Source organism: Clostridium sulfidigenes (assembly GCF_052067195.1).
In the GTDB taxonomy this organism is placed as follows: Bacteria; Bacillota; Clostridia; order Clostridiales; family Clostridiaceae; genus Clostridium_J; species Clostridium_J sulfidigenes.
In genome coordinates this window covers 113,961-129,873 of record NZ_JBQHQR010000013.1, presented here as the reverse complement: position 1 = coordinate 129,873, position 15,913 = coordinate 113,961, and the positions used below count along the sequence as shown (strand labels likewise).

At 29.8% G+C, this 15,913-nt stretch carries 18 protein-coding genes; 17 read left to right on the top strand and 1 reads right to left on the bottom strand.

Annotation, left to right across the window (positions count from 1 at the left end; translation table 11 throughout):
• The first annotated feature begins 406 nt into the window (after positions 1-406).
• The 8 genes from ACTNBA_RS14710 to ACTNBA_RS14675 all read left to right on the top strand — a co-directional run bounded on the left by ACTNBA_RS14710 (position 407) and on the right by ACTNBA_RS14675 (position 5,613).
• Complete coding sequence (locus tag ACTNBA_RS14710) at positions 407-883, top strand: ASCH domain-containing protein (protein ID WP_441074981.1); 477 nt, start codon at positions 407-409, stop codon at positions 881-883.
• A 166-nt stretch (positions 884-1,049) separates the two neighbouring features.
• Positions 1,050-1,481, top strand: a complete 432-nt coding sequence (locus ACTNBA_RS14705; protein ID WP_441074979.1) for a GNAT family N-acetyltransferase — start codon at positions 1,050-1,052, stop codon at positions 1,479-1,481.
• A 46-nt stretch (positions 1,482-1,527) separates the two neighbouring features.
• Positions 1,528-2,301: a GNAT family N-acetyltransferase gene (locus ACTNBA_RS14700; RefSeq protein ID WP_441074978.1), complete on the top strand. Its 774-nt coding sequence runs from the start codon at positions 1,528-1,530 to the stop codon at positions 2,299-2,301.
• Between the two features lie 20 nt (positions 2,302-2,321).
• The gene (locus ACTNBA_RS14695) at positions 2,322-2,858 is read left to right on the top strand and encodes a GNAT family N-acetyltransferase (RefSeq protein WP_441074976.1); all 537 of its coding nucleotides are present in this window, start codon (positions 2,322-2,324) and stop codon (positions 2,856-2,858) included.
• Between the two features lie 35 nt (positions 2,859-2,893).
• Complete coding sequence (locus ACTNBA_RS14690) at positions 2,894-3,481, top strand: GNAT family N-acetyltransferase (RefSeq protein WP_150845728.1); 588 nt, start codon at positions 2,894-2,896, stop codon at positions 3,479-3,481.
• Between the two features lie 209 nt (positions 3,482-3,690).
• Positions 3,691-4,536, top strand: a complete 846-nt coding sequence (locus tag ACTNBA_RS14685; RefSeq protein ID WP_441074974.1) for an MBL fold metallo-hydrolase — start codon at positions 3,691-3,693, stop codon at positions 4,534-4,536.
• A gap of 1 nt (position 4,537) precedes the next feature.
• Entirely contained in the window at positions 4,538-4,894 is a 357-nt protein-coding gene (panD, locus tag ACTNBA_RS14680; RefSeq protein WP_441074991.1) for an aspartate 1-decarboxylase, read from the top strand.
• 293 nt (positions 4,895-5,187) lie between these two features.
• Positions 5,188-5,613, top strand: coding sequence for a GNAT family N-acetyltransferase (locus ACTNBA_RS14675; protein WP_441074973.1), 426 nt, complete (start codon positions 5,188-5,190; stop codon positions 5,611-5,613).
• Between the two features lie 2,426 nt (positions 5,614-8,039).
• Here ACTNBA_RS14675 and ACTNBA_RS14670 read toward each other — a convergent pair.
• Positions 8,040-8,642: a hypothetical protein gene (locus ACTNBA_RS14670; protein ID WP_441074971.1), complete on the bottom strand. Its 603-nt coding sequence runs from the start codon at positions 8,640-8,642 to the stop codon at positions 8,040-8,042.
• A 204-nt stretch (positions 8,643-8,846) separates the two neighbouring features.
• Here ACTNBA_RS14670 and ACTNBA_RS14665 point away from each other — a divergent pair, with 204 nt between their 5' ends.
• From ACTNBA_RS14665 to ACTNBA_RS14625, 9 genes are all read left to right on the top strand, one after another.
• Entirely contained in the window at positions 8,847-9,707 is an 861-nt protein-coding gene (locus ACTNBA_RS14665) for a GNAT family N-acetyltransferase (protein ID WP_441074970.1), read from the top strand.
• A 54-nt stretch (positions 9,708-9,761) separates the two neighbouring features.
• Complete coding sequence (locus ACTNBA_RS14660; RefSeq protein WP_441074968.1) at positions 9,762-10,631, top strand: hypothetical protein; 870 nt, start codon at positions 9,762-9,764, stop codon at positions 10,629-10,631.
• Positions 10,632-10,735: 104 nt separating this feature from the next.
• Positions 10,736-11,926 (top strand): hypothetical protein, encoded by a 1,191-nt coding sequence (locus ACTNBA_RS14655; RefSeq protein WP_441074966.1) that lies wholly within the window; start codon positions 10,736-10,738, stop codon positions 11,924-11,926.
• A gap of 26 nt (positions 11,927-11,952) precedes the next feature.
• Positions 11,953-12,510: a GNAT family N-acetyltransferase gene (locus tag ACTNBA_RS14650; protein WP_441074989.1), complete on the top strand. Its 558-nt coding sequence runs from the start codon at positions 11,953-11,955 to the stop codon at positions 12,508-12,510.
• Between the two features lie 48 nt (positions 12,511-12,558).
• Entirely contained in the window at positions 12,559-13,392 is an 834-nt protein-coding gene (locus tag ACTNBA_RS14645; protein WP_441074964.1) for a DUF2785 domain-containing protein, read from the top strand.
• Positions 13,393-13,432: 40 nt separating this feature from the next.
• On the top strand, positions 13,433-14,002 hold the full coding sequence (locus ACTNBA_RS14640; RefSeq protein ID WP_441074963.1) for a flavodoxin family protein: 570 nt from the start codon (positions 13,433-13,435) through the stop codon (positions 14,000-14,002).
• 52 nt (positions 14,003-14,054) lie between these two features.
• Positions 14,055-14,528, top strand: coding sequence for a GNAT family N-acetyltransferase (locus ACTNBA_RS14635; RefSeq protein ID WP_441074961.1), 474 nt, complete (start codon positions 14,055-14,057; stop codon positions 14,526-14,528).
• An 82-nt stretch (positions 14,529-14,610) separates the two neighbouring features.
• The gene (locus ACTNBA_RS14630; protein WP_441074960.1) at positions 14,611-15,204 is read left to right on the top strand and encodes a GNAT family N-acetyltransferase; all 594 of its coding nucleotides are present in this window, start codon (positions 14,611-14,613) and stop codon (positions 15,202-15,204) included.
• Between the two features lie 19 nt (positions 15,205-15,223).
• Positions 15,224-15,913, top strand: a complete 690-nt coding sequence (locus tag ACTNBA_RS14625) for a 5'-methylthioadenosine/adenosylhomocysteine nucleosidase (RefSeq protein WP_441074959.1) — start codon at positions 15,224-15,226, stop codon at positions 15,911-15,913.

Genomic DNA, 15,913 nt, shown 5'->3' with positions numbered 1-15,913 from the left:
TCAATATATTTAAATATGTTTCTTTTTTCTTATATCGCTATCCTAAGAATTAGTGAGATATAAAGAGAATATTAAAGAATAAAGAGGAAGTTGTTCTGTTCATGCGGGTTTCAGCATTTTTCTATATGGGAAATAGTATTTAAGCATCTGAAAATAGAACAATTAAATTCTTAAATTAGGAAATGAGATTGAGTAATTATTAATGGTCAGATAGTTATGGTTATTTTTTTATAATTGCCCTAACGACGTTACTGATATTAAGTTTTATCCTATTTTAAAAAAGGAATTAGACCTTATGGAATAGGAATATAGTTGATATACATAAAGATAAAATAAAGGCTAAAGATGTAGGATAAAACAACTATATACAAAAAATCTAGTATAAAACTAGAGGGAGGTAGTAGTAATGGAAAATGAAAAATATTCACAAGAAAAAATTGATGTGTTTTGGAAAACATTTTTGAGGGAAACGAACAGAAATGAAACAACAAAGTGTTTAGAGGTATCTCATTTTGAATTGACTGAAAAGTGGGCCAATGAACTGTTGCATTTGGTGTTAATTGGGAAAAAGAAAGCTACATCAAGTAGTTTATTGAGTTATGAAATTGAAGGCGAGCGTATACCTCAGGTTGGTGATTTAAGTATTGTCACTGATTGGGAAGGTGTACCACGATGTGTTATTGAAACTACTGAGATAACAATTATTCCATTTTCAGATATTACTTATGACATTTGTAAGCGTGAAGGTGAGGATGATACATTGGAATCTTGGGTTGAGGGACATGCTCATTTCTTCAAGGAAGATGGAAAACAGCAAGGGTATGAGTTCAGTGATGATATGCTAGTGGTTTTTGAAGATTTTGAAGTAGTATATAAAGTATAGATATTATATAAAAATAAACCTAATATGTAATGTTATTGTTGAGATATAACGTTCTTATAAATCGAATTAACAACTTATTAGACACATAAAAGTGTATAAAATGAAAGGAGGATAGCTTTAGTGAGGGATTGGTACTTACAATATAATCTCTCACTAAAGATAAATTATGAATAAAGACAATATCAAAATAGAAATACCTAATGAGGAAGAAATAGATTATATTGATGAAATGCTTACGGAACATAACAAACTGTCTAAACCCTTTGAACAAGAGGAGCCATACATTAAGATAAATCGTTGTATTAAGAATGAAAAGGGTGAAGTTATGGGAGGCATATTAGCTTACTCTGTGTTTTGGCACATCTTCTATATTGACACATTGTGGGTTAAAGATGATTATCGCAATAGAGGATATGGTTCAATACTTTTGAAAGAGGCAGAGGATGTAGCAAGTAGTCAAGGATGTCATATAGCACATCTAGATACCTTCGATTTTCAAGGTCCAGATTTTTATATGAAGAATGGATATAAGGTTTTTGGAATTTTAGAGGATAGCCCTAAAGGACATAAGGAGTATTTTTTAACTAAGAAATTATAAATGAAGTTAAGGGAAATATTTGAATTGAAATGAGGAGAAAATTTTAATGATCTATGAAGTAGATAGTAATTTAAGAAAAAATTTATGTTCTGTTTTTAAAAATATAGATTGTACACTTATTCTTTCATGCCTTCAAGGACATATGGGAAAAGCTTGGGCTGATGACATTGAAAAACCAACAGTTGTACAGGTTATAGTAGGGGTTTTTGCATTTTATGCAGGAAACCATAACAGTAAGGAAGCAGAAGAACTATTATATAATTTGCCTGAGAATATTTTAGTTATCTTGGATACTGAAGAGTGGAAAAAACGTATAGAAATTATTCATAAGGGACGTATGGAAAAGTTTCAACGATATAGATTTAAAAGGGATATTAAGAATTTAGATGTTGATCATTTAAATACATTTCTATCAACATTACCTGAAGGATATGAGTTAAAAAAAATAGATAAATCTTTAGCAAAAAATCCATCACTACAAGAGTTATCAGAAGATTTTACAAGTCAGTTTAAATCCATAGATGATTATATCAATATAGGCATTGGATTCTGTATTTTGCATAATGAAAAGATTGTATCGGCAGCGTCATCTTATAGTGTTTACGATGAAGGAATCGAAATTGAAGTTGATACACTTCCAGAATACAGAAGGAAAGGGTTAGCAACTATAGCAGCTGCTGCATTAATTTTAGACTGTATTAGCAAGGGGAAGTATCCTAGTTGGGATGCTGCTAATCTTGAATCTGTTAAATTAGCTCAAAAGCTTGGATATGTATTAAAAGAACCATATGATACTTATTATGTTAATTATATAAGATAGATTTATTAAGGGGTTTTAATATGAAGTTTAGGTTTGTACCTATGAATGATAATTATGCAAAAACAATGATTAATGAATGGAAATATGAAAATGAATATTCCATATATGATTATTGTAATGAGGCAGAAGATTTACTGGAAAAGAAAAATTGGGGTTTCAGTAAATTTGCAGTTTTAAATGAAAAAGAAATTTTAGTAGGGGAATTAAGTATAAATTTTTTTAGAGAAGTTGAAGAAGATTCAGATGATGATGGTTATGTTGATATGGACACCGTGAAAGATAATCTTGATATAATTTATGAAATGTGGATTGGGTTTGGGTTAAAACCTAGTTTAACAGGAATAGGTTTAGGAAAAGAATTTGTTTCTGCTTGTGTTAATTTTGCAGTAGAATATCATAAATATAAAGGTGATTATGTAAGGCTGGGAGTAGCTAAATTTAATAAGAGAGCAATAAAAACTTATGAGAAATCAGGCTTTAAAGTATTTAGTGAATATGATGGCGAGATTGCAGGAGAAGAAGTCAAAGTATTATGGATGAGAAAGTCGCAATCGTAAGAATAGGGCGAAGCAAACTATTTGGGGGGATATAAATGAAAGTAAGAGAATATATAGATACTGATAATTCTCAATGGGTAAGGTGTAGAGTTCTATCCTTTTTAGATAGTGCATATTTTGATAATGTACTGCGTGAAAAAGAACACTACAAAAATCCTTCCGTTGAGTTAGTGGCAGAGGTTGATGATAAAATTATAGGCTTAATAGACATAGAGTATGAGACTGATAAAGGAACGGTTTGTTATAATTCTAATGAATTAGGTGGTGTTATATGGCATATAGCAGTTTTACCCGAATTTAGAAAGTTAGGTGTTGCAACCTTGTTGTTAAATGAAGCAATAAATAGGCTGAAAAGCAAAAGTATAAAGAAAATTGAAGCATGGACAAGAGATGATAAATGGGTAAATGATTGGTATAAAAATAGAGGATTTAATTGGAAAGAGTCTTACCTCCATGTTTATGCTGAAGGTGATGAATGCGATATAATTACACAATCTAAAATTAATAAATTATTTATATGCAGTAGTTTTGCTCACTACATAGGTAAAGATAAAGATACTATTAAAAAAGCATTCAAAAGAGTACACGAGTGTAATTTATATGAGTTAATATTGATAGATTAGTTCGGAATCTTCTAATATCATGAATTATTAACAAAGTTATACATAGAAAATAGTCTAAAAATACGTCATATATAAGTTTCAATAAATAAAACTCATTAATATTCCCTAATGTGATCTAAGATTGCAAGTAAATTTAATGTAGAAACTTTATTAAAACATATATAATAAAAAATCTAATTATAGCTAGAGAGAAGATAGGAGGGATAACTATGATTTTTAAAATAATAGGTAGTGGAGGATGTGTTGCTCTACCAAAGCCACTTTGCTGCTGTAGAGTATGTATGGAGGCAAGAAAGAAGGGAAATCCTTATGCAAGATTTGGATGTAGCTTATATTTAGAAGAAGCTAAGCTACTTATAGACACTCCAGAGGATATTGCTCAAAGCTTAAATTATGGAGAAATTAAGGAAATAGATAGAGTTTTATATAGTCATATGGATCCAGATCATACCCTTGGTATGAGAGTTTTTGAACAGCTTCGACTAAATTGGCTAAATATTTCCCAAGGAATAGAATGTGATAGTCCCATAGAAGTTATAGCTATGAAACACGTAATGGAAGATTTAAATTCCATACGCTCAAAGCATGGATCATATTTTGACTACTATGAAAAAATAAGAAATTTAATAAAAAGACATGTGGTTAATGATTCAATACAAATAGGAGAAATAAAAATAACTCTAATTAAGGCTGAATCTGCTACAGTATTTGTTTTTGAAGAAGGAGAAAAGAAGCTTATATATGCTCCTTGTGATGTTAAGCCTTTCCCAGAGAATGAAATATTTAAAGAGGCTGATGTGATGATTATAGGAAATACGGTGATTGGTGATGTCTTAAAGGGTGACTTTAAGTTAGAAGAGGACAATCCTTTAAGAGAAGAATTATTTGTAATGGATGAGATAGTGGAATTAAAGAATAAATATAATATTAAAAAAGTTATAATGACACATCTTGAGGAAGATTGGGGAAAATCCTATGATGATTATTTAGAGCTAGAAAATCATTATGAAGATATTAGCTTTGCTTACGATGGAATGGTAATTGAATTAAGGTAAAATTCATAGAGTGGTGATTACGGAGGCTAATTTAAATTATGTAGGAAGTATAACTATTGATACTGAACTTATGGATAATGCAGGAATAGTTGAGTATGAAAAAGTTCAGATAGTAGACATAGACAATGGTAGCAGATTTGAAACTTATGTAATAGCAGGTGAAAGACATAGTGGTTGCATATGCTTAAATGGGGCAGCTGCTAGATGTGTGCAAAAAGGGGACAAAGTTATTATTATGGCTTATTGCGAACTTGATGAAGAAGAAGTGAAAATGTATAAACCTAAAGTTGTTTTTGTTAATGAGGACAATACGGTTAAAGAAGTTGGAAATTATGAGAAACATGGACAAATAAAATAGTAGTTATTTTATTATAATATATTTTTACTAGTTTAAAAAATAGATATAGTTAGTATTCATAATTTTCACTAAATCTTGTGAATTACCATGTATTAGGAATTCGTATTCTTGTATGTTTTTCTTTTGAGGATAAAAATCCTACAACTAGCAAGGAAATTGCCGGAAGTTTATATGGTATAGTATTATGATTTTAATATCAATATTGGTTTATGGTTAAGAAAAAATGTTAAAAATTTATATTTTGTAAATATTATTTAATTTAAAATTACAAATTCGATAGGAGGAAAATGAATATGGAAAATTTTATTATTAGCAAAAGTACAAGAGAAGAGGCTGGTTTAGTTGAAAATGAGATAGATAAATATAATTTATCCAAAGTTCCTTTTACGCAAGAGCCGTCTTTTGTTTCAATTAACAGAGTTATAAAAGGGGAAAATGGAGATATATTAGCAGGAATAAACAGTGTATTATATTGTTGGAATTGTCTGTATATAGATGTTTTATGGGTTAAAGAGGAGCTTCGAAACAATGGATATGGTTCTAAACTCTTAAATGAAGTAGAGAAAATAGCAAAGGAAAAAGGATGTAAATTAATTCATCTAGTTACTTTTGATTTTCAAGCAAAAGATTTTTATCTTAAATATGGATATGAGATTTTTGGTGTATTAGATGATTGCCCTTTGGAGCATAAACAATATTCCATGAAAAAGACTATATAGTTCACAGTTATAAAAATGTGAATTAAGGTAAGTCATTTTGCAACTTCCTTAAAAATTATCATATTGCTGAGAATATTTTAAGCATAACCTAATTAATTTGGTTAGATAATTGGCTATGACGGTGTGAATGGATAAGGCTAAGAAGTAGTATTAGGGAAAAAGATCTCCTAGTCAATGATAGGATAAGAGTAGCGTTTTATTTTGTCATTGAAAGGCGATTTTTATGAAAAATAATAAATTAGCACATACATGGTGGAAATGTGAGTATCATGTAGTCGTTGATTCTCTTCATACTAGATTAAAATAATTTAATTTATAGACGTAGTTCAAATTAATTCTACGTTTTTTTATAATAAAAATATTGATTTTATTGAATTTATAGTTAAATATTAAATCTAATATAGGGTTTTTGCCTTAAAGGTTAACTTATACATGTGAATTTTTCTTGATTTATCAATGGAAATTTAAATGTATAAGCTAAGGTTTATCCTAAAAACCCTATATAGGTTTTCACACTAAAACTTAGCTTATACTAGCAAACTTCTAGCATAAATCAATGAATTTTATTTATATCAAGATTAAGTTGATCAAAAATACTTTTAACATTAGATATCAGTTAATTAATAGATGAGCTAGAAGAAGGTCTAAATAACATAGCTTTAAGATATTTCCATGCATTTTCATGTGGATTCATATATGGTGAATATATTATCAGAAATATTAATTGTAGTTCTGATTTCTTTGAAAGGCAATCCTCTAAAGCTGTTATTCCAAAGGAACTCTAGTTTTTTATATGAATCAAAATAGTAACACGACTTACCTCTGAGACTTTACTAATTTCAACGTTATGGTATCCGCTATATCGAATTATTACTATACTCAATACTAATCTGGCATATTTTGAGTTAGTTTCATTTTATAATTCAATTAATTCTTCTATAGTATTCATGTAATGTGGCTACCTGTATTGTTGGTATTCCAATTTTTAAATGCCTTTTTTCGTACATTTAGTGTTTGAAAGGAAAAATTTATTATAACATACTATGCCATTCATGGTATATTTTTGAGGGCTATTTTTATTTTAAGTATAATGAAATGAATAGATATAAGATTGATATGAAGTTAAAGAGCTAAGTAACTCTTTCTAACAGTAATAACAGCAATGTAAATTTGTAAATATAATGGTTTAACTGGATTGTAATTATATGTAAGGGATAATTTCTTATAGGCGTTTTAGTATTAACTAACTATTGTATATATTTATTAGTTATAAAAATTGATTTAGTTGTTATTATTATCATTAACTAAATATTGTGAATTGAGGTAAGTTAGCAAGTTATTACGTTTTAATGTTTTTTAAAGATTAAAATTCAATTGAGTAGTCACGGAAACTAATATTTAAAACTCGATTTTGTATAGAGTCATTATAGAGCTATAAATTTTATGTTCAGAGCGCAGTTAGGAATAACAATAGGCATAGCAAACAAGCCTACACAATGCAGAAATTTTTAGAAAAAAGTATTCAATTGTCAAACGGTTACTCTAATAAATTTAAAATACTAAAACCTGAAACTTTAAGTCTTGCATCTAGATGAATATTAATTCCAGCAATCATAGTCATAAATGAATAACGTTTTTTACCATGTATTCGTAAAGAATGAATTCTATAATCATTGAGAATACGATTATTTATACGTTCTGAGCAGGTTCTAGTTTTATAAATAGTTTTCCATTGTTTTGAGCCGCGAGGCACAGAAGTAAACAACCGCAAATCTCATGATGGTTTAGTATAGATTACTCGCCCATAAGGTGAAGGTGAGCACTGTTCACAACAAGAGCAACTATTAACCTTTTTTAAAACTAAAGGGCAACCCATTTAAGGCGGGAACGACTTTTTTCGAAACCATTATAGACCATTTCATGGCCACCAATGCAGGTAGGAACTCCTTTTTCATTAATATCTAAAGTAGTTGGATATTTTGAATTTCCTTTATTTTTGGAGTTCAGATCAATAAAGGGATTAATGTTCCATTTGGAACATAATTCATATGTAGGATAGTTATCATTAGCTGAGTCAAGAACATAATTTGATATATTGAACTGCGGTAACAGTTCTCTAAATTCAGCTAATGCGACTATTCCAGTGACACTGTCGTGTCTGCTTGCTTCTACAAATCGTAGATAAATAGGTAGGTCTATCTTATATTTTTTATTGTAGGAAGATAAAGCATAGAGAGTATAGCCGTAAAACCAACGATTTTCATGACTGTCCCAACCCCAATTAGCATTTATGTCAGAAAGTCTACGAGGGCATTTGCAATCGTAAATTCCGTTTTGACGGCAGTCACAAACTTTAGAACCATAATAAGAAGACTTACAGTGAACACAAGTGCCATCACCGGCAACTGTAAGGTTATCTTTTTCTATTAAGTTAGATTAAAAGAGGGCTCTACAGCAACTAATGAGAATATTTTTTGAAGCAGCCTTTCGGCTCTTAGGGAAAATGAACGACCAGCTTCAAAAAAATCTGAAATTCTCTTAACAACACCTGTTCTTTTATTAGGAAGTTTTTTGTTTTTCCCGGGTGCCTTAATTTTAGATGATTTCTTCTTATACGAATACGTATTTTTTAGTTTGACCCTGTCGATAGACAGACTTGAGAGCCATAATCTAGAGATAAAATCATAATGAGTACTAAGTGATGGGACATTGTTTTTAGTGCAACCGATACAGGTTGCAAGTAACTCACTGGTATGAAGCTTTTTAACCCAGTTGGTAATGCTTGTTTCCTTTTGAAAAAGCATTAACGAAAATGAACGAAATATTTCAGGTTGAAGGGTTGCAGGCCTACCGGTATTAGAATAATAAGGTTTTAATATCTCTCTAAGAATATCTAAATCTAAGCAATACAACTTAGATATAGAAGGTCCAAGTTGTATAACTTTTTTAGGAAAAGTTTTGTAGAAACATGAGAGATTTGAAATAATAAATTGCTGATAATCAGCATGAGAGCTCCAATTTTTAAGCATAAAATAATCCTCCTATTAAAACATGTCTTTAAGAGGAGGGCCGCAAAATTCTATATACTTGTCAAGTGTTTTATGCAAAAAAAGTGGGGGAATCAACAAAAAATAATGATATTAAAAATGAGTAGTCACTGGAGCTAAGGAGTTTCCGTGAACGCTCGAATTATAAAAGGAGGTGAACTTTAGTGAGAGTTAATAGCTCTTGCTATGAAGTGTATGCAGGTAGTTATATATGATAGAGTTGAGGAATTTTTAAAGATTAATGAAAAGGTACTCTTAAAGAAAGAAGCATTAAATCAGTTAATACTATTTAATGCATATACAAACAGAGATAAGGATATCAATAAGGGTATTTTATTTGGACGTGTAGAAGATAGATATGGAATATCACTTATTTTCTGTAATGCGAGTCCATATAATTTGTTAATACACAATTTAAAGGAAGAGGTAGATGACTCCATTAAAGTTTTAGTAAATTACCTCATAGAAAATAAAATTGATATAAGTGGCATTAACTCTAACAAAAAGGTTTGTGAAAAATTCATTGACTATTATGAAGAAAAAACAAAATGTAAATTTCATGAGCGTTTAGCCATGGACGTTATGGAGCTAAGAAGACTAAATCAAGTTACTTTACCTAAAGGATACTTTCGTGAAGCTATAGATAAGGATCTAGATTTAATAATAGATTGGCATATTAAGTTTGGAAAAGAAGCTTTAAATGAGGACATGGCTGTAGAAAATTTTATAGAAAAATTAGTAACTAGAATTAGAAATGGAGCTATATATATTTTCGAAGATGAAAATCATGTGCCAGTTTCCATGGCAGCATTTACAAAACAATTAAAGAAAGGAATTTCTGTTAGCTTAGTTTATTCAGATTCTAGTAAGAGAGGCATGGGCTATGGAGTTGCTGTAGTTTATAACTTAAGTAAATTATATTTAGAAAGAGGAAATGAATTTTGCAGCCTCTTTGTAGATAAACGTAACCCTATATCTAATGGAGTTTATGCTAAATTAGGATATAAAATTATTGAAGATAATTTTGATTATAGAATTGTTCAGTAGGGATTAAAGAGAGAGAGTAATTTTTAGAATTTTTAGAAAGCTAGGTGACTTATGATGATAAACATTATAGATACTTTTAAGGATTATAAGGGATTTATGGAAGAAAACTTAAATAAAGAGCCTAAGGAAAAGATGGAGTTATGGGAGAAGTTTTACAATAGTAATTTTCCAGAGATGGGGAGAAAATGTAAAGAAGACTATGAATCAGAAGGGTATAACTGGAAGAAAATGGGGCTAACTATGGTATTTAATAGGTCTGAGGAGGACTTTCCTAATATGATAGAAGGCTATAAGAATCTTTTAAAGACTTTTAATGGTATAGAAGAAAAAGTTAAGGCTATATTTCATATTGAAATGGATATAAATATAGTGCTATATAGGGGATTATTAAATTCTGCTGGATGGGTAGATGAATATGAGGGGAAAAGAGCTATGCTCTTTGGTGTTGATAAGATTGCAAAACTTGGATGGCAACAGGAGGAGAAAATAGATGCTTTAGTTTGTCATGAACTTTGTCATGTAGTTCACTTTCAAATAAGAGGTGAATCAAAATTACCAAAGCAGGTAGATCAGAGTAAGTATAATGAAGGAATCTGGAATATATATGAGGAAGGCTTTGCCCAATATTTTCAACAAGTATTAGGAGAGAGTATCGTTGATTCTAGGGGAGAGCAGTGGAGCATTGACTGTGAAGAGTTAGAAAAAGAACTTAAATTAAAATATGTAGAAGCTTTAAAGGACAAAGAAAAAGGAACTAGAGACTTTTATGGTGATTGGTTCAAAGTTTTAGGTATCAGTGATGTGGGGTATTTCTTAGGAGCTAAGCTGATAGGTGAGTTAAGTAAGAGATATACCGTGGAAGATATAGCAGCTATGGATTTTGATCTTATAGAAAAAGAAGTTTTAAGCTATTTAAAAAGTTAAGTTTTTAAATAGTAATAATCACAAGAGAAGGAAATAGCTTTTACAATATGCTAAAAAGTAAAAAATAAGGATTTATTAAAGGCGTAAAAGAAAAGAGGAATAATATGAAAAGATTAAACTTATATTATTTTGGTGATATAGAAGTTTATGATAAATATAACCCTGCATATGTGTGTGATGAAAATTTTGCATCAGAAATATTATATATCATTGCAGAAAATGAGGCATTTTCATTAACACAGGAGGATATAAGTAAATTTATAGATATTGATAATCATAGGTTAAATAGTATTATAAGTAATTTAAAAAGAATAAATGCAATAGAACAAAAAGAAGATAAATATAAAATAAATTTTCCTGTATTTTTAGAGAGTGATATTGAAATCATGGATGTATATCTAAAGAATGTGGGAGAGCAAATAGTAGATAGAATTATTAAGATAAAACCTTTAGTAGTTGAGAAGCTTCAAAATTTATCAAGTTATAAGATTTTTGATGAAGAAAGATTACTATATCATATAATTTGCGACATGATTTTTGATGGAATTGCCTTTGATTTTTTTGAAGAAAGAAATGTATTTACTAGCTCTAAGCGTCAGCCAGGTAATAGAAATTATATGATAATTGGATATGAAGACAGCTATATTGTTGATAGTTATAGCAATAAACCTTTATGCAGTAGTAATAATTATGGAAGTAATAAGTTTATCTTTAATAGTTTTGGAGATTCTAATGGAGTACGTAAAGATATGTATAGATTTTTTAGAATGACACAACAGAGTATTAGAAATTCAACTCCTTTCCAAGATTTAAATCTACCATATATAAAAATTATAGATAAGGTTAATAAAAACATTGCGGAAAAATGTGGCCAACTAATGTGGGGAATTTTTAGTGAAGAAATTAATTATAATGAGTTGTCAAATGAAGATAAAGAGTTAGCAATTTTTCTTAAAGAGATGGACTACATAAACATAGATGAAACAGACAATAAATTATATTGTAATGTACCTATATTTCAAGAAAGAGATATGAAAATAGTCACCGAAATAGGTGAAATTATTCTTATAGAGATCCTTGAAACAGTAAAAAATACCTTAAGTAGCATAGAGAAATATTCCAAGGGTTTAACGGCAATTAAGCATAAAGTGAGTATAAAGGAAGTAGGAAATGAACTTTGGCATCAAATATTTGGACGTGCCAATGAGGAATTAATAAAAGAAGGAATTGTAGCTAAACCATATGAGAGTAAGAAAGAAGGAAGATACTTAAAGAGCATGAGTGTATATGATTAATAAAAATAGGTTTATAGAAAGAAGTGATGAATATGAAGGATGACATATTGAAGCTAGTAAAATTAGAAAATCGCAAGGTGCTTATATTAAGAAAACCAACTGAAGAAGATGCAGAGGCTATGATTGAGTATCTAAATATAGTTGGTGGAGAAAGTGATAACCTTCTATTTGGTAAGAATGAGTTTAGACTTACTGTAGAACAGGAGAGGGAGTATATTAAAAATATAAATGAAAATAATAATGATCTTATGCTCCTAGGTATTATAGATAATCAAATAGTTAGTGTTTCTCAAGTTAGTGCTCCCAATAGAAAAAGAATAGCCCATAATAGTGAATTAGCTATTTCAGTAAAAAAAGAATACTGGAGCATGGGAATTGGCACTACAGTTATGAAAGTATTAATAGACTTTGCTAAGAAGCATGAGACTATAAAAACTATAAGTTTAGGTGTTAAAGCTAGCAATATAAAAGCTCAACATCTTTATGAGAAGCTTGGATTTGAAAAAGTGGGAGTTCATAGAAACTTCTTTAACATAGATGGAATTTATGATGATGAAATTCTTATGGATTTATATATAGATTAAATAGGTATTACGGGGATTTAATAAAAGGTCAAAGGGGAGAAATATAAGTTGGAAAAACAAGAATTAAAACAATTGTTAAAGAGTATACAGGAAAGTGAATATAAAGTTCCAGAAGGTGTAGATCCATATGAGTTATCCCTAAAAATGATGGATAATATAGGTGATATTGATAGTGAATTGCGTGATGATCTTATACTTTCCAATTTATTTACTTGGATATATGAAAATCAGCTATCAGGGAAGCAGGTTAATGAGCTATTGTGGATAGCTTTAGATGAAAATCATATTCTTAAGGGTTTAGGTAACATTGATGATTCGGTTTTCTGTAGGACCTTTTCAAGTGAAATAGTTGCAGCATGTATTTATAGACATAGAATGGATAAGTTCTTATCTAAAAGTGATATTGAAAAAGCTTTTGATACTCTTTTGAAATTTTATAATGAAGATAAGGATGTTAGAGGCTATATAGAAGTTAAAGGCTGGGCTCATGGAGCTGCCCATGGTGCTGATGCACTAGATGAATTTGCTAAGTGTGAAGAAATTGGATATGAAAGATTAAAGAACATACTAGATGCATTTTATAAAAAGTTAAATATAAATTACTATGGATACATTCATTTTGAAGATGAGCGTATAATAACAGCTGTTAAATCTATATTGGAAAGAGAAATAATACCAACAGATGAAATTGAAGAATGGATAAAAAGTTTTAATAAAATAGAAAAAGTAGGAAAGTATCCAGAAGATTTGGTCATTGATTTTAATGTAAATATATTTTTGAAAAGCTTGTACTTCAGACTGATTGATATACCTAAATATGAGAATATTGCAAATACAGCTAGAGAAGTATTGAATGAAATAAGTAGATTTAAGAAGTATTAATAACCCATAAATATATTAAATTATAAAGGAGATAATGCAATTGAATTTTTGTGTTTTGATGGGAAGTCCTAGATTAAAAGGAAATACAGCTGAATTACTAAAACCATTTTTAGCTGAGCTTGAAGATAATAAGGCTGAGGTTACTTACATCCCTTTATCAGAAAAAAATATTTTACCTTGCAGAGGATGCTATACTTGTCAGAATATCAGTGATATATATGGTTGCATACAGCAAGATGACGTATTAGAAATTATGGAAAAAATAATTGCCTGTGATTGTGTTGTTTTAGCTACACCCATATATTCATGGTATTGCACAGCGCCTATGAAGGCGTTACTTGACCGACATTATGGACTTAATAAGTTTTATGGTAGTGCAAAAGGTTCTCTATGGGAAGGTAAAAAGGTAGCAATAGTAGCTACACATGGATATGATGCAGAATATGGTACAGGCCCTTTTGAAACTGGCATTAAGAGATTATGTGAGCATTCTAATTTAGAATATATGGGTATGTATTCCGTTCGAGATGAAGACAATATAGCATCATTTCAAAGACCAGATGCAATGGAGGGTGCAAGAATATTTGCAAGGAAGTTGCTTATAAAGTGATTATATTATTATTTAGGTAAATTATAGGTTAACTGTAATGGGAGGAGTAGAAATGCTTAGAGTAATGCAGATTTCAAGCGACATTGCAGATGTTGTCCATGATATACAGAAAAGGTCATTTAAACAATTGCTTGACAAATATCATGATTATGATGTAAATCCTGCAATGGAAAGTATTGATATGGTTAAAGAAAAGATGGATAGAGCCAATACTACAGCTTATATTTTTAAACTGAACGACGTTAATGTTGGCTGGGTTAGAGTAACAGAATTAGCGAAAATGACTTATAAGATATCAGCTTTATGTGTTCTTCCAGAATACCAAAATAGGGGAATTGCACAAGAAGCATTGAAACAAATAGAAAGTTATTATCCTAAAGCACAGAAGTGGATTTTAGATACAATACTTCAGGAAAAGGGCAACTGTCATCTATACGAAAAATTAGGATATAAAAAAGTTGGTGATCTAATACCGATAAATGAAAGAATGACACTTGTTAGTTATGAAAAGATATGTAAAATATAAGATTGATTATTTACTAGAAGTAATTTTAAAATTATAAGATAGTTCGAACTTGCCTAATTAAAAAAAAGAGGAGTGATACTAAGTGACAAGTCATAATATTATGCATGAAATGAAAATTGACAAGTCGTGCTTTGATATATTTCCAGAATTGGAATCTGATAGATTAATATTTAGAGAGGTAAATCCAGAAGATGTAGAAGAGATATTTAAGATTTATAGTGATCCTGAAGTTGCTAAATATGATTGGTTTACACCCATTAATACTAAAGATGATGCACTATCCATAATAAATCATTACAAAAATGAATTTAAAAATAAAGAAGAGATTACATGGGGTGTGGCAAGAAAGAATGATAATAAAATCATTGGCTATTGTAGCTTAGGGAGCTTTGATGATGCTTCAATAAGAAGCGAGATTGGATATGGCTTTAATCGTGATGAATGGAATAAAGGATATGCAACTGAAGTTATAAAGGTTTTGGTGAAATTCGGATTTGAAGTAATGAACTTTAATAGAATAGAAGCTACTGTAACACTTAGTAATGAAGCTTCTGTAAAAGCTCTAAAAAAAGCAAACTTTGTTCAAGAGGGTATTTTTAGAGAAAGAACCATTATGAAAGGTGAGTTTGTGGATGATATTGTATTAGCTATATTAAAGAAGGATTATTCTAACTAAATAATTAGGGGATGAGTTTTTGAAAATTGGGGTTATTGGACCAACGGAAAATGAAATTATGCCTTTTATTGAGGAGATTTCTAATAAAAAGGTAGAAAGTGTTGCAATGCTAACATTTTATAGTGGTATATACAAAAACAGTGATGTTGTTGCATTGTATTGTGGGGTTTGTAAAGTTAATGCAGCTATTGCAACTCAAATATTAATAGATAAATTCAATGTTACTCATATTATTGTAACAGGGGTAGCAGGAGGAATAGATAATATATTAAATATTGGAGATACTGTTATTTCAACAGAAATAGCATATCATGATGTGGATAAAGGTATCTTGACTGAGTATCATCCATGGATGGAAAGTATATATTTCAAAGCAGACAGTAAACTGATTGAATTATGTAGAGAAATGATAGATAAAAATACATTCACTCAAAAAATATTCTTTGGAAGAATTGTTACTGGAGAAGCCTTTATAAGTGATAATGGTCGTACTGAAATAATTTCTAAATATCATCCACTTTGTGTAGATATGGAAACGGCAAGTATTGCTCATGTGTGTTACGTGAATAATATTCCATTCATAGCAATAAGGTCTATAACAGATACAGAAGATCAGTGTGGGGTAGAAGTATTTGAAAAGAACTGTGTATCAGCATCAAATAACTCAATTAATATGGTTAAAAAAATATTAGAAATGAGGTGGATATAA

What these genes read in the sequence shown, in the direction of transcription:
- ACTNBA_RS14705 (WP_441074979.1), top strand. Translation starts at nt 1,050, where the DNA reads ATGAATAAAGACAATATCAAAATAGAAATACCTAATGAGGAAGAAATA.
- ACTNBA_RS14685 (WP_441074974.1), top strand. Translation starts at nt 3,691, where the DNA reads ATGATTTTTAAAATAATAGGTAGTGGAGGATGTGTTGCTCTACCAAAG.
- ACTNBA_RS14660 (WP_441074968.1), top strand. Translation starts at nt 9,762, where the DNA reads ATGATAAACATTATAGATACTTTTAAGGATTATAAGGGATTTATGGAA.
- ACTNBA_RS14665 (WP_441074970.1), top strand. Translation starts at nt 8,847, where the DNA reads ATGAAGTGTATGCAGGTAGTTATATATGATAGAGTTGAGGAATTTTTA.
- ACTNBA_RS14690 (WP_150845728.1), top strand. Translation starts at nt 2,894, where the DNA reads ATGAAAGTAAGAGAATATATAGATACTGATAATTCTCAATGGGTAAGG.
- ACTNBA_RS14670 (WP_441074971.1), bottom strand. Translation starts at nt 8,642, where the DNA reads ATGCTTAAAAATTGGAGCTCTCATGCTGATTATCAGCAATTTATTATT.
- ACTNBA_RS14700 (WP_441074978.1), top strand. Translation starts at nt 1,528, where the DNA reads ATGATCTATGAAGTAGATAGTAATTTAAGAAAAAATTTATGTTCTGTT.
- ACTNBA_RS14695 (WP_441074976.1), top strand. Translation starts at nt 2,322, where the DNA reads ATGAAGTTTAGGTTTGTACCTATGAATGATAATTATGCAAAAACAATG.
- ACTNBA_RS14710 (WP_441074981.1), top strand. Translation starts at nt 407, where the DNA reads ATGGAAAATGAAAAATATTCACAAGAAAAAATTGATGTGTTTTGGAAA.
- ACTNBA_RS14650 (WP_441074989.1), top strand. Translation starts at nt 11,953, where the DNA reads ATGAATATGAAGGATGACATATTGAAGCTAGTAAAATTAGAAAATCGC.
- ACTNBA_RS14635 (WP_441074961.1), top strand. Translation starts at nt 14,055, where the DNA reads ATGCTTAGAGTAATGCAGATTTCAAGCGACATTGCAGATGTTGTCCAT.
- ACTNBA_RS14675 (WP_441074973.1), top strand. Translation starts at nt 5,188, where the DNA reads ATGGAAAATTTTATTATTAGCAAAAGTACAAGAGAAGAGGCTGGTTTA.
- ACTNBA_RS14655 (WP_441074966.1), top strand. Translation starts at nt 10,736, where the DNA reads ATGAAAAGATTAAACTTATATTATTTTGGTGATATAGAAGTTTATGAT.